This is a genomic window from Pseudomonas sp. GL93 (genome assembly GCF_003408955.1).
Taxonomy (GTDB): Bacteria; Pseudomonadota; Gammaproteobacteria; order Pseudomonadales; family Pseudomonadaceae; genus Aquipseudomonas; species Aquipseudomonas paracarnis.
In genome coordinates, this window is sequence record NZ_NKRF01000071.1 from 38,699 (window position 1) to 52,319 (window position 13,621).

10 protein-coding genes are annotated in these 13,621 nt (G+C 61.5%); 1 reads left to right on the forward strand and 9 read right to left on the reverse strand.

The window, feature by feature from the left end:
- Positions 1 to 37: 37 nt before the first annotated feature.
- Complete coding sequence (gene azu / locus CER19_RS13170) at positions 38 to 484, reverse strand: azurin (RefSeq protein WP_003188091.1); 447 nt, start codon at positions 482 to 484, stop codon at positions 38 to 40.
- Between the two features lie 333 nt (positions 485 to 817).
- Here azu and CER19_RS13175 point away from each other — a divergent pair, with 333 nt between their 5' ends.
- Complete coding sequence (locus CER19_RS13175) at positions 818 to 1,000, forward strand: hypothetical protein (protein WP_005784271.1); 183 nt, start codon at positions 818 to 820, stop codon at positions 998 to 1,000.
- Positions 1,001 to 1,131: 131 nt separating this feature from the next.
- Here CER19_RS13175 and CER19_RS13185 read toward each other — a convergent pair whose 3' ends face one another.
- The 8 genes from CER19_RS13185 to CER19_RS13220 form a co-directional block, all read right to left on the reverse strand.
- Positions 1,132 to 2,022, reverse strand: a complete 891-nt coding sequence (locus CER19_RS13185; RefSeq protein ID WP_116666733.1) for a transglutaminase family protein — start codon at positions 2,020 to 2,022, stop codon at positions 1,132 to 1,134.
- Entirely contained in the window at positions 2,022 to 4,508 is a 2,487-nt protein-coding gene (locus CER19_RS13190; RefSeq protein ID WP_116666734.1) for a circularly permuted type 2 ATP-grasp protein, read from the reverse strand. Before CER19_RS13190 ends, CER19_RS13185 begins: the two co-directional genes overlap by 1 nt.
- Positions 4,509 to 4,666: 158 nt before the next feature.
- Positions 4,667 to 7,957, reverse strand: coding sequence for a DUF2126 domain-containing protein (locus tag CER19_RS13195; protein WP_116666735.1), 3,291 nt, complete (start codon positions 7,955 to 7,957; stop codon positions 4,667 to 4,669).
- Positions 7,958 to 8,144: 187 nt separating this feature from the next.
- Complete coding sequence (locus CER19_RS13200) at positions 8,145 to 8,594, reverse strand: hypothetical protein (protein ID WP_116666736.1); 450 nt, start codon at positions 8,592 to 8,594, stop codon at positions 8,145 to 8,147.
- Positions 8,591 to 9,511, reverse strand: coding sequence for a hypothetical protein (locus tag CER19_RS13205; protein ID WP_003188084.1), 921 nt, complete (start codon positions 9,509 to 9,511; stop codon positions 8,591 to 8,593). The genes CER19_RS13200 and CER19_RS13205 overlap by 4 nt, the downstream gene beginning before the upstream one ends.
- A gap of 166 nt (positions 9,512 to 9,677) precedes the next feature.
- The gene (locus tag CER19_RS13210) at positions 9,678 to 10,127 is read right to left on the reverse strand and encodes a hypothetical protein (protein WP_116666737.1); all 450 of its coding nucleotides are present in this window, start codon (positions 10,125 to 10,127) and stop codon (positions 9,678 to 9,680) included.
- A complete protein-coding gene (locus CER19_RS13215; protein ID WP_116666738.1) occupies positions 10,124 to 11,056 on the reverse strand; it encodes an NAD synthetase in 933 nt (310 codons plus the stop codon). The genes CER19_RS13210 and CER19_RS13215 overlap by 4 nt, the downstream gene beginning before the upstream one ends.
- Before the next feature lie 202 nt (positions 11,057 to 11,258).
- On the reverse strand, positions 11,259 to 13,562 hold the full coding sequence (locus CER19_RS13220) for a YgiQ family radical SAM protein (protein ID WP_003188080.1): 2,304 nt from the start codon (positions 13,560 to 13,562) through the stop codon (positions 11,259 to 11,261).
- Positions 13,563 to 13,621: the final 59 nt, after the last annotated feature.

The window sequence follows — 13,621 nt, forward strand, 5'->3', positions numbered from 1 at the left end:
GGGAGCTGGCTTGTCTGCGATGAACGATAACGCGGTCTTACTTCAGAACCACAGCACCTTTCATCATCGAAATGTGGCCTGGGAACGAGCAGAAGAAACTGTACTTCTCATCGGCCTTCAGCTTGGAGACGTCGAAGGTCACCGAGTCTTTCTCGCCGGCACCGATGATCTTGGTGTGGGCGATGATGCGCTCATCACCGGCTTTCAGGTAATCCTTGTCGATCCCCGCAGCCATGCCGTCGGTTGCCACCGGTTGCATATTGGCTTCGGTAGTCAGCACCCAGTTATGGCCCATCACGTTCTTGGGCAGGTTACCCGAGTGAGTCAGCTCAACGGTGAACTGCTTGCAGCTCTTGTCGATGGTGATTTCTTTGGTGTTGAAAGACATCTGGTCAGTGGAGTCGACAGTGACCTTGCACTCTGCAGCAAGCAACTGGCCGCTCGCCAGAGTCAGCAGGGAAACAGCAACGAGTTTGGCAAACATGTGAATCTCCAAGGCAGGGTTTTAAAAACGCGGATTGCGGTAAGGGTGCCTCAATCAGGCTTGAGTTCTTATGATCTGAATCAACAGATTGTATACAACTTTAGGCTATCAGCTTCATCAACACAATCAACCAGCCAAACTGCCGCACCCTGATTATGATCGGCCCATCACTCACGGGAGTTCATGCCATGCACCTCAATCACCTGTTCAACGGCCTTCTGGCTGCCTACGCCTGCGGTAAGTGAAAGCAAAGGGCCCCCTGAAGCTGCTACCATGACGACCCGAGGCAGCTGCGCGCCGCCCACCCTCACCTTCGACCCTAGAGGATCGCCCATGGCCAAACCTAATTACTCCTTCGCCAAACGTCAGAGAGACTTGGCCAAGGAACAGAAGAAAGAGGAAAAGCTGCAACGCAAGAAAGCCGCTGCAGACGAAGAAGCCGGCGCGCTGAACCCGGATGCGGAAGGTGAAGCAGCAACTGACGAGACCGAAACCCCGAAAGACCCGGCTGAATGATCATTCCCACGCTCCGCGTGGGAATGCAGCCCCGGACGCTCCGCGTCCCGCACCAGGCTTGAAGCCAGCGCAAGGGTGACGCAGAGCGTCACAGCAGGCATTCCCACGCAGAGCGTGGGAATGATCGTTTTTCATTCCAGCGGCATCACCGTCACCCGCACCTCCGGGTCGTGGCTGCCTCCCCCCAGAATCACCCCACGCAACGGCGACACATCAGAGAAATCCCGGCCCCAGGCCAGGGTGATGTGCTCCAACGCCGGCTGCACATTGTTGGTCGGGTCAAAATCCACCCAGCCTGATACCGGGCAAAACACCGAGACCCACGCATGAGAGGCATCCGCGCCAATCAACCGTGGCTGGCCGGGCGGTGGCTGTGTGAGCAGATAGCCGCTGATATAGCGCGCCGCCAGGCCCCGCGAACGCAGGCAGGCAAGCATCAAGTGAGCGAAGTCCTGGCACACGCCGCGACGGCGCCCCAGCACTTCAACCAGCGGCGTGGCGACCTGGGTGGCTTCGGCATCGAAGGTAAATTCGCTGAAGATCTTCTCCATCAATGCCTGCGTGCCCAGCAGTAAAGGCTCGCCGGGCGGGAAGCAGCTTTCGGAGAACTCGACGAAGGTTTTCTTCAGATGGACATAGGGCGACTCGAAGCGATAGCGGCACGCTTCGATCAGCTCGGCGCTCAAGGGTTGGCTGCTATAGGTCAGGCTGTCGCGGGTGTGGTCCCAGGGCGGCGACCGCTGGAAGTCCAGAGCGGGTCGCGCCAGCACTTCTACAGTGAGCCCGGCGTTCACCAGCAATTCATCATGGGGCCGTTCGAACGCCAGGCGAGTGATCGGGTTGCCGAACACGTCCAGCTCATCGCGGCGCGAGGTGGGTTCCGGGCTGATATCCAACTGCTGCCAGGTGCACTTCTGCCAGGCGCACGGCCGTGGCCACAGGTGCGCCAGTTGCTGGGCCAGGGACACCGGGCTGTCATAGTGGTAATGGGTATCGTGGAAAATCTGGTAGCGCGCACTCATTACACCGACACCGTTTGTTGGCTGACATCATCCACGTGGGCAAAATGGCGCAGCGCCAGGCGATCCGACACCTGCCCGCTTTCATCGGCCACCGCTTGCAGCAAGTCGGCCAGGCCGTCCAGGGCGGCACGCACGCTGGTTTCGCCAAACAGGCCGTTCTCCAGGCAGCCCAGGTCAAAACGCGCCAGGCGCTCGACCAAAGGCGCCAATCCGGTTTCACGGGGCACGCCAAAATCATCATTGAGACGGCGCAGGGTTCGGCTCACCAACTTGAGCTGGAACAGCACCGCATGGGGGTTCTGCTCGTCGAGCAGCAGCAGGTCGAGCACCGGGATCAACTGCGGCACCGCCAGGTAGCGCGAGCGGTAGGTGATGCTGCTGTTGCCCAGCTCCAGCAACCATTCCAGCCCGGCCTGATCGAACACCGCCACGCCGCGCAGGAACGCCGCAAGGCTGCTGCTCAGAAACTGCAGACGCTCGATGCGCCGCCCCATCATCAAGAAGCGCCAGCCTTCATCGCGGGTCATGTCGTCCAGAGCAAACCCCGACAGTGCCGCCAGGGACATCACCAGGCGGTTGAGAAAGTCGAGCAGCTCGCCAAAGTCTGCGGTGTCGCTTTCCAGTTCCATGGCTTCGCGTTGCAGCTCCACCAGGGCCTGCCAGTTTTCCCTGGACAACTTGCCGCGCACCTGGGACGCCGCCCACTGCAGGCGCTGCAAATTGGCGCGCAGGCTTGAAGGCCAGTCATCACCCAGCAAGGCCGCGAGCAGACGCTCAGGCAGCTCGCCCTCCTCCGGCAACAGCCGCAGGCTTTCGCCGAGCTCGACGGCGGCCTGCAACGCCAGCGGATCGTCGCCATCGACATACCGCGCCAGCACGATGCGCAACCAACGCGCACTGTCGTCGCAGCGCTCGCAGTAACGACCGAACCAGAACAGGTTTTCCACCACGCGCGAGGGCAGATAGGGATCGCGGCGCACCAGGTCATAGGCGCCAATGGTGCGTTGGGCGCGCCACTGCTCGCCACCCGGCACGCGTTCGCCGAGCACCCAGGTGTCCTTGCTCGCCCCGCCGCGCTGCATCGACACCACCTCGGCATCGGCGTCGGCCGCCACGCGAGTCAGGCCGCCGGGCAGCACCCGATAACCGTCTTCACTGGCCACGGCGTAGACACGCATGCCGATGGCACGGTGTTGCAGGTGGTCATCCACGGTGTGCCACACCGGTGCCTGAGACAGTTGCGCCAGCTCTTGGGCGACATAGGCATAGGGCCGCGCACGCATGCGTTCGGCCAGGGCCTGGCGCTGTTCATCATCAAGGTCGCGACCAAACACCGGAGCAAAACTTTGCGAGGGGAATGCCGGCTTGATCAACAGCTCCGGCAGCTTCTCCAGGGCTTCGGCAAGCACCGGCGCTTCACCGCACCACCAGGTCGCAATCGAGGGCAGGATCAGTGCTTCACCGAATAAAAACTCATTGATCTTGGGCAAAAAGCCCAGCAACCCCGGGGACTCCAGCACGCCGCTGCCCAAGGCATTGGCCACCAGCACATTGCCTTGGCGCACGGCGTCGAGCAGGCCCGGCACGCCGAGCGCCGAGTCGGTGCGCAGCTCCAGCGGGTCGCAGAAATCGTCGTCGAGGCGACGCATGATCGCGTGCACCCGGCGCAGGCCGCTAAGGGTTTTCAGGAACACGGTGCTGTCGCGCACGGTGAGGTCACCGCCCTCTACCAAGGGGTAGCCGAGCTGGCGCGCCAGGTACAGGTGTTCGAAATAGCTTTCGTTGAAACGCCCCGGCGTGAGCAGCACGATCAGTGGCGGCTGGTCATCGCCAGGGGCCTGGCGCGCCAGGGTTTCCTGCAACGTGCGAAAGAAACCGGTGAGGTGCTGCACCTGCATATCCCGGTACAGGTCCGGGAAGGCGCGGGAAACGATGGTGCGGTTTTCCAGGGCGTAGCCGGCGCCCGATGGGGCTTGGGTACGGTCGGCGGTGACCCACCAGCGACCATCCGGCGTGCGTGCCAGGTCGACCGCGTACAGATGCAGGAACGCACCGTCGGGCGGCTGGATGCCCTGGCACGGCCACAGGAAATTGTTATGCCCGAACACCAGTTCGGCCGGCAGCAAGCCTTCCTGGATCAGGCGCTGCGGGCCATACAGGTCGGCCAGCACCGCATTGAGCAGGCGCGCACGCTGGGCGATGCCGGCCGACAGTTGCTGCCATTCCTCGGCGGCCAACACATGGGGCAACAGGTCCAGCTCCCAGGGGCGGTCGGCGCCCTTGGGGTCGGCGTAGACGTTGTAGGTCACGCCGTTTTCCTGGATCTGGCGCGTCAGCAACGCCTGGCGCTGGGCCAGTTGTGCGGGCGTGCTGCGTTGCAGGTGATCGAACAAGCGTCGCCAATGGGCACGCACCGCGCCGCTGGCGTCCAGCAGTTCGTGATAGGTGCCCGCGGTGAGCGGGTAACGGTCGAGCAAGTCGGACATGGAACGCTCGGCAGAGGCAAGGGAAGTCAGGTTAACTCAAATTCACTGCGATCCAATGTGGGAGCTGGCTTGCCTGCGATAGCGGTGTGTCAGTCACCAGAACTATCGACTGAACCACCGCTATCGCAGGCAAGCCAGCTCCCACACCTGGATCATGTTCATTCCTTATTTTTTGTGAAACGCCGCAAATCCAGGGTCATTGGCAACTCATCGTTTACCGTTACAGTCGGCACTGGCAGCTTGCCAGGGCTATGCCCCAAGCGGAAAAACCGCGCCATGCGCCGGCTCTCCGCCTCATTGGCATTCACCGGCAGGCTGTCGTAATTGCGCCCGCCCGGGTGCGCCACATGGTATTGGCAGCCGCCCAACGAGCGCTGCATCCAGGTGTCGAGCAGGTCAAATACCAGCGGCGCATGCACGGGGATGGTCGGTTGCAGGCAGTTGGCCGGTTGCCAGGCGCGGTAACGCACGCCCGCCACGAACTCGCCGACGCGGCCGGTCGCTTGCAGCGGCACCGGCACGCCATTGCAGGTCAGCAGGTAGCGTTGCGGTGGCAACCCGTTCAACTTCACTTGCAGGCGCTCCAGGGACGAATCCACATAGCGCACCGTGCCACCTACTGCGCCCTCCTCGCCCAGCACGTGCCAGGGTTCCAAGGCCTGGCGCAGTTCCAGTTCGATACCGCTGACGGCGTAGTCGCCCACCTTGGGGAAACGGAACTCCAGATGCGCCGCGAACCATTCGGCACGCAGCGGATAGCCAGCCGCGTTCAGCTCGACGATCACGTCGGCAAAGTCCTGCTCGATAAAGTGCGGCAACAGGAAACGGTCATGCAGTTCAGTGCCCCAGCGCGCCAGCTTCGGCGGCGCATAGGGCTCGCGCCAGAACCGCGCGACCAGCGCCCGCAGCAACAACTGCTGGGTCAGGCTCATGCGCGCATGGGGCGGCATTTCAAAGGCGCGCAGTTCCAGCAGCCCCAGGCGGCCAGTGGCGCCGTCGGGTGAGTAAAGTTTGTCGATACAGAATTCGGCGCGATGGGTATTACCCGTCACGTCGATCAGCAGGTTGCGCAACAGGCGATCCACTAACCACGGCGGGCACTCGTCGCCCGGTACCGGCATCTGCGCGAAGGCGATTTCCAGTTCATACAGCGCGTCGTTGCGCGCCTCATCCACCCTGGGCGCCTGGGAGGTGGGGCCGATAAACAGGCCGGAGAACAAATAGGACAACGACGGGTGGTTGTGCCAGTAGCTGATCAGGCTGCGCAGCAGGTCCGGCCGGCGCAGGAAGGGCGAGTCCTTGGGCGTCGCGCCGCCCAGCACGAAGTGGTTACCGCCACCGGTGCCGGTATGGCGCCCATCGATCATGAACTTCTCGGTGGTCAGGCGGGTTTGCCGGGCCTCCTCGTAGAGGAATTCGGTGCGCTCCACCAACTCGTCCCAGGTGGCGGACGGCTGTACGTTGACCTCGATGACACCAGGGTCTGGCGTGACCCGGAAATTGCTCAGGCGCGTATCCGCTGGCGGCTCGTAGCCCTCCAGCAGTACCGGGCAATGCAGCTCTTGGGCGGTGGCCTCAATGGCAGTCACCAGCTCCAGGTAATCCTCGACGCGCTCCAGCGGCGGCATAAACAGGTACAGGCGCCCTTCCCGTGCTTCGGCGCACAGCGCGGTACGGGTCAACCAGTCGGCGGACTCGTCAATCTTGGGCACACGCTCATCAACCGGCGCGGGCTCGCCATGGTTTTGCAACTGGGCGCTGGTCGGCAGATCCGGCTGATCCTGGTTAGGGTCGGTCGGATGCACAAACGGATACTGCGCCGCAGTCACCCAGGGCTGAGAAGCGAGCGGCAGGCGATAGCCCAGCGGCGAATCACCCGGCACCAGGCGGCAGTGGTTATCGCGCAGGTACCAACGCCCACTCTGCCAGCGGTCATTGGCCGCAGTCCGTGCCAGCGGCAGCACTTGGCCGATGACTTTATCCAGGCCCTGGCTGAAGACTTTGCGCAGGCGCTCACGCTCCAGGTCGTCGCTCAGGCGCGGGTCTTGGGCAGTGACGTTCTGGGGCAGAGCCCCTTCGCGCCATAGGTAGTAGAAATTGTCTTCGAACGCCGGGAACACAAAGCGCGCCGGCAGTTTCAGGCGCTCGGCGACGCTGGCCAGGAAACGCCCGGCCATTACCCCATCGGCGCCGTAGTCTTCTTGCTCATCGGCGATCAGTGCACTGTTGTGCCAGATCGGCACGCCGTCGCGGCGCCAGTAGCAATTGAGCGACCAGCGCGGCAGTTGCTCGCCGGGGTACCACTTGCCTTGGCCGAAATGCACCAGGCCCTTGGGCGCATAGTGCTGGCGCAGGCGCTGGAACAGCTCGGCCGACAGGCGACGCTTGTCCGGCCCCAGGGCTGCGGTGTTCCACTCGGCGCCGTCGGGGTCGTCGATAGAGACGAAGGTCGGCTCGCCGCCCATGGTCAGGCGTACGTCGTGCTTGAGCAGGTCGCCATCGATCTGCCGGCCCAGGGCCTGGATCGCCAGCCATTGCTCTTCGGTGTAGGGCTTGGTCACCCGTGGCGCTTCCCAGATGCGCTCCACCGACATCTCATGGGTGAACTCGCATTCGCACGGCTCCACCAACCCGCTGATGGGCGCGGCGGAGGATGGGTCGGGACTACAGGCCAAGGGGATATGCCCTTCACCGGCGAACAACCCGGACGTGGCATCCAGGCCAATCCAGCCAGCGCCGGGCAAATACACTTCGCACCAGGCGTGCAGGTCGGTGAAGTCCACCTCGGTACCGGACGGGCCGTCGAGGGCTTTGACGTCAGCGGTCAGTTGAATCAGATAACCAGAGACAAATCGCGCCGCCAACCCGAGGTTGCGCAGCAATTGCACCAACAACCAGGCCGAGTCGCGGCAGGAGCCGGACGCGTTTTCCAGGGTAAATTCCGGGGTTTGCACGCCCGGTTCCATGCGAATCAGGTAACCGATATCGGCGGCCAGGCGCTGGTTGAGGCCTACCAGGAAATCCACAGCAGGCAGCGGCGTGCGGTCGATACCGGCCAGGTACGCAGCTAACCTTGGCGTCAGCGGCAAGGTTTCCAGGTACGGCGCCAGCTCGCGCTGCTCATCGGCGGCGTAGCTGAACGGGATATTTTCGGCGTAGGGCTCCAGGAAAAAATCGAACGGATTGAACACCGCCATCTCGGCGACCAAGTCGACTTCGACGCGCAACTCGTCAGTCTTTTCCGGGAACACCAGGCGCGCCAGGTAATTACCCTGAGGGTCTTGCTGCCAGTTGATGAAATGCTGCTCGGGCAGCACTTTCAGCGCGTAGGACAAAATCCGCGTACGGCTATGGGCCGCCGGGCGTAGCCGAACGATCTGTGGGCCGAGTTCAACAGCACGGTCGTAGCGGTAATGCGTAACGTGGTGCAACGCGACATGAATCGACACGGCGGCCTCCTGCGAGCCAGGGCATAAGCACAACGCGCGCAAGACTTATGCCACAGCAGCAGTCATTGCACTAAAACGTCAGACCCGGTGCAGTACAGCACCAAAACGGCGCCAACGTTGCGGCTATGGTGCAGGCGCTGCACACATTTGTAGCGCTGAGCTGAGGGCAGGTGGTGAATCTACCCAATCAATGGTGTCTGTGTTGGGCAATCATGGCCTGGCGCAGGCAGCGGACTTCGACCAGTTTCTGGCGCATTTCACGGTGGCGTTTGCTGTTGAACAGCAATAGCCCAATTAATGGAAACGCCAGGCTCAAGGCATATACCACCCCGTTCGGTTGATCATTGAGTGTTGGCAATACACCCAGAAAGCATACACCCAGCAGCAACACTAGCGGCCACATCCATTGGGGACGCCCCCGTGCGATCATGAAATTGCAGTGCACAATGACTAGCGTGAGTGCGATACCCGCCAGGAAGGAGTATTTGGCATTATCTGCCATGGACAGGCTTGGCATATAGCTATCGAAGAACACCGGAACCGCAAACACGAGGGTGAAAATGCAGACAAATATCGCCCCCATAAAGACGGGGAAGTACGTCGACAGAAAACTGCGAATGTTAGGCAGCTCGTTCATTGTTCGGCCTCCTCATACAGCCCTATGGCAATTGTGCGCACGTTCCCTGACACCGCACTACCGGTAAAACCGATGGCTGCGCCCAACGCGTCCTTGATCTGCGTGACCGTTGCATGCTTGACCTCGGTGGGGGTGAACCGCTTAGGCAACTCGCCCGACAACTGCTTTAACTTGATCATCTTGGACGTCAAGCGTGGGTCGTTGATGCTCAGCAGCTCTTTGGTCAACTTGGCGCGCTCCTGTCGATTCAGGCCCCTGAGCACCTCTCTCACACTTTTCCCGGTAGAGGCCTTATTCAACCGCACCAGCTTGACCGTTGCCAATGCCGATGAGCCCACCCCAACCAACGACGCCGCGTCCAGGGCAATCATGGTGTATTGGTACCATTCCTCACTGTCGAGCTGATCATTTCGCGCGGGGTTGCGGATCTCATTGACGGTACGATAGCCGCTGGCAAAGCACTGCACAGAACTGGCTGCCGCGGCCGTATAGCCGAGCGCCACGACCACCGAACTGGCCCCCGCCGAAAACGGAACTGCGACGGAACCACTGAGCACCACAATCCAACCGATGACCGCGCCGGCACACGATAGCGTGGTATTGACCGCTTCGCCCACCAAGCGGGACTCACGCGGATTGTCTTGCACCTGCTGAGCGAATTGCGTTGGCGCGATGTACTTCTGCGCCTCACGCAGGATCAAACGCTTGGGTGCGATGCTGCAGATGGGCTGAAATTCGCGCAGGGTGACAACGTTGAAATCGGCATCGATATACACAACACCTGCACCGACAATGGCGGGGTCGGCATCGATGGCGGCGAACAGCCGTGGCAGGTTGATCAGGCTCTCGATGCGCTGGCGCGCCATAAATTGAGAGCGGTTGGAATCCATGCCGATATTGAACAAGGAGTTGCCCATAAGTGTTCTTCCTTGAAATTGAGAGTGCCGCGACCGGCCTCATCGCAGGCAAGCCAGCTCCCACACTTGAAATGCATTCCCCTGTGGGAGCTGGCTTGCCTGCGATAGCAATCTAATGGGCGCCACCCTAACAAACAGGCCACCTACCGCCAATAAATCTACAGAATCAACGGGCTTTGCGTTGCGCAATCACCGCCCGACGCAGGTGACGTATTTCGAGTAACCGCTGCCGCATTTCACGATGGCGCTTGCTGTTGAGCAGCAACAAACCCAGCAGCGGGAACAGCACCGCCGAGCCATACACCAGGGTATTGAGACCGTATTGAATCATCGGCAACACGAACAGCAGGCAGCACACCAGGTAGCCCGCCACCAGCCGAGTCGCCCAGGGGAAGCCGCGTGCAATCATCACATTGCCAAACACCAGCACCGCTACCAGCACCAGGATTGCAGCTGCGGAGTAGTTGGCCTTGAGCGCCGGCTCAACACCGCGCAAATAGGTCACGCCCGCCGTGGAGACAGCCACCGAACCGGAAAAGATCGCCATGAAGATGGTGCCCATGAACACCGGAAAATAACGCGCAAGGAAACTGCGCCTATCGGGAAACCCCTTCATTCCGTCAGTTCCTCATACAGACCAATGGCAAGCGTCGAGGCCGAGCCGACATGACCGGTCCGATAGCTGCCCCAGATACCCAACATGCCGCCCAAGGCGTCCTTGAGCTGGGTGAGCGTGGCGTGACGAATTTCCGTGGAGCTGTAGCGCTTGGGCAACGTGCCGGCGCGCTGCTGCAACTTGAGCAACTTGGGGGTCAGGCTTGGGTCTTTGAGGCTGAGCAATTCCTGGGTCAACTTCTTGCGCTCCTGGCGATTCAAGCCCTTGAGCAGCTCATACCAACTCTTGCCCACGGCAGCGGCCTTTTTGGCCTTGAGCAGCCTTAATGTGGTGAAGGCTCCCGTTCCGATACCGACCAACGATGCGGCATCGAGAATCGGTGACACCGCGCCGTACCACTGGGCGTCGTCCATGCGGTCGTTGGCCTGCGGGTCAAGGATCTCGTTATAGGTACGGGCCACGCCAAATCCGCACTGAGCACTGCTGGCCAGCGCGGCCGTGACGCCAATACCCACCACAAAAGCACTGGCACCTGCGGTGAAGGGTACGGCGACGCTGCCACTGAACACCACGATCCAGCCGATCACCGCCGCTCCACAGGAAAGCCCCATATCAAAGGCCTCCTTCTGGAGTCGCCCTTCACGGGGGTCGGTCTTCACCTGCTCGACAAACTGCGCCGGCGAGATGTATTTCTGCGCTTCGCGCAAAATGACGCGCTTGGGTTTGATGCTGCAGATGGGCTTGAATTCGCGCAGGGTGATCACATTGAAGTCGGCGTCGATGTACACCACGCCAGCGCCGACGATGCTGGGGTCGGCGTCGATGACGGCGAACAGCCGCGGCAGGTTGATCTGGCTTTCAATGCGCTGGCGCGCCATGAATTGGGAGCGGTTGGAGTCCATGCCGATGTTGAGCAAGGGGTTGCCCATAAGTGTTCTTCCTTGAAATTGAAAGTGCCCAGACCGGCCTCATCGCAGGCAAGCCAGCTCCCACAGGGGAATGCATTCCAAGTGTGGGAGCTGGCTTGCCTGCGATAGCAATCTAATGGGCGCCACCTTACCAAACAGACTCACCACCGACCAGAAAGCAAAACGCCAGCACGAGGCTGGCGTTTTGTATTTCAGGCGTCGATCAACGCGGCACAACCGGCTTGCGCGTAGGCTTGCCGCCCTTGCCCTTGGCCGCATCGCTGCGCTCTTTGGCCGCCTGTTTATTGCGCGCCTGGGCCGCAGCCTTGGCTTGCTCGCGCTTGTCCCACGGGTTGCTGCCGTCGCTGCCACGGGGTGGCAGGCCGGTGTGCTGGGTGAGGATCTTGGTGGTGGTTTCCTTGGCGACCTTATGGCTGCCCGCCGGCGTCGAGTTCTTGCGCCGGGCGCTCTGGTAGCTGTCGGTGGACGGCTGGTGCAGCGGGATCAGTTGGTCCTTGCCCGACCCGATCAGGTCGGCACGGCCCATGCGGGTCAATGCTTCACGCAGCATCGGCCAGCCCTTCGGGTCGTGGTAACGCAGGAACGCCTTGTGCAGGCGGCGCTGCTCTTCGCTCTTGACGATGGTCACCGCGTCGCTCTTGTAGGTGACCTTGCGCAGCGGGTTCTTGCCCGAGTGGTACATCGCGGTGGCGGTGGCCATCGGCGACGGGTAGAACGCCTGCACCTGGTCGGCACGGAAGCCGTTGCCCTTGAGCCACAGGGCCAGGTTCATCATGTCTTCATCGGTGGTGCCGGGGTGGGCGGCGATGAAGTACGGGATCAGGTACTGCTCCTTGCCCGCTTCCTTGGTGTACTTCTCGAACATGCGCTTGAACTTGTCATAGCTGCCAATGCCCGGCTTCATCATCTGGTTGAGCGGACCTTCCTCGGTATGTTCCGGGGCGATCTTGAGGTAGCCACCGACGTGGTGGGTGACCAGCTCTTTGACGTACTCCGGCGATTCGACGGCCAGGTCGTAGCGCAGGCCGGAAGCGATCAGGATCTTCTTCACACCCGGCAACGCACGGGCGCTGCGGTACAGCTGGATCAACGACGAGTGGTCGGTGTTCAGGTTCGGGCAGATGCCAGGGAACACGCACGACGGCTTGCGGCACGCGGATTCGATTTCCGGGCTCTTGCAGGCGATGCGATACATGTTTGCGGTCGGGCCGCCGAGGTCGGAGATTACGCCGGTGAAGCCCGGCACTTTGTCGCGGATCTCTTCGATCTCGCGAATGATCGACTCTTCGGAACGGTTCTGGATGATGCGGCCTTCGTGCTCGGTGATCGAGCAGAAGGTGCAGCCGCCGAAGCAGCCACGCATGATGTTCACCGAGAAACGGATCATGTCGTAGGCCGGGATCTTCTCCTTGCCATACGCCGGGTGCGGTACGCGGGCGTACGGCATGCCGAACACGTAGTCCATTTCTTCGGTAGTCATGGGAATGGGCGGCGGGTTGAACCACACGTCCACTTCACCGTGCTTCTGCACCAGGGCACGGGCGTTGCCTGGGTTGGTTTCCAGGTGCAAAACGCGGTTGGCGTGGGCATAGAGCACCGCGTCGCCGCGGACTTTTTCCACCGATGGCAGGCGGATCACGGTCTTGTCACGGGTCATGCGCGGGCTGGCCAGGATCTGCACAACCTTGGCTTCTTCCGGGTCATCCACTGGGCCTTTCTCTTGCTCGATGGCGCAGGCCTGGGTGTCCTGGGTGTTGACGTACGGATTGATGATCTTGTCGATCTTGCCCGGACGGTCGATGCGCGTGGAATCCACTTCGTACCAACCGGCTGGCGTATCACGGCGGATGAACGCGGTACCGCGCACATCGGTGATGTCTTCGATCTTGTGGCCCCACGACAGGCGCTGGGCAACTTCGACGATGGCCCGCTCGGCGTTGCCGTACAGCAGGATATCGGCGGTGGCGTCGATCAGGATCGAGTTGCGCACGCGGTCCTGCCAATAGTCGTAGTGGGCGATACGGCGCAGGGAAGCTTCGATACCGCCGAGCACGATCGGCACGTTCTTGTAGGCTTCCTTGCAACGCTGGCTGTACACCAGGCTCGCACGGTCGGGGCGTTTGCCGGCCATGCCGCCAGGGGTGTAGGCGTCGTCGGAGCGGATTTTCTTGTCGGCGGTGTAGCGGTTGATCATCGAGTCCATGTTGCCGGCCGCGACGCCGAAGAACAGGTTCGGCTCGCCGAGCTTCATGAAGTCGTCTTTGGACTGCCAGTTCGGCTGGGCGATGATCCCGACGCGAAAGCCCTGGGACTCCAGCAGCCGGCCGATGATCGCCATGCCGAACGATGGGTGGTCAACATAGGCATCACCGGTGACGATGATGATGTCGCACGAATCCCAGCCAAGCTGATCCATCTCCTCCCTGCTCATCGGCAGGAATGGCGCAGGACCGAAACATTCGGCCCAGTACTTGGGATAGTCAAATAACGGCTTGGCTGTTTGCATGACGGTGACCGGTGTGGAGATGAAAAATCGCGGGCGCGGAATATAGCACAAAAATTAAC

Excerpts from the sequence above, each read along its gene's own strand:
- azu (WP_003188091.1), bottom strand. The coding sequence starts at position 484 with ATGTTTGCCAAACTCGTTGCTGTTTCCCTGCTGACTCTGGCGAGCGGC.
- CER19_RS13215 (WP_116666738.1), bottom strand. The coding sequence starts at position 11,056 with ATGGGCAACCCCTTGCTCAACATCGGCATGGACTCCAACCGCTCCCAA.
- CER19_RS13190 (WP_116666734.1), bottom strand. The coding sequence starts at position 4,508 with ATGTCCGACTTGCTCGACCGTTACCCGCTCACCGCGGGCACCTATCAC.
- CER19_RS13205 (WP_003188084.1), bottom strand. The coding sequence starts at position 9,511 with ATGGGCAACTCCTTGTTCAATATCGGCATGGATTCCAACCGCTCTCAA.
- CER19_RS13200 (WP_116666736.1), bottom strand. The coding sequence starts at position 8,594 with ATGAACGAGCTGCCTAACATTCGCAGTTTTCTGTCGACGTACTTCCCC.
- CER19_RS13210 (WP_116666737.1), bottom strand. The coding sequence starts at position 10,127 with ATGAAGGGGTTTCCCGATAGGCGCAGTTTCCTTGCGCGTTATTTTCCG.
- CER19_RS13220 (WP_003188080.1), bottom strand. The coding sequence starts at position 13,562 with ATGCAAACAGCCAAGCCGTTATTTGACTATCCCAAGTACTGGGCCGAA.
- CER19_RS13175 (WP_005784271.1), top strand. The coding sequence starts at position 818 with ATGGCCAAACCTAATTACTCCTTCGCCAAACGTCAGAGAGACTTGGCC.
- CER19_RS13185 (WP_116666733.1), bottom strand. The coding sequence starts at position 2,022 with ATGAGTGCGCGCTACCAGATTTTCCACGATACCCATTACCACTATGAC.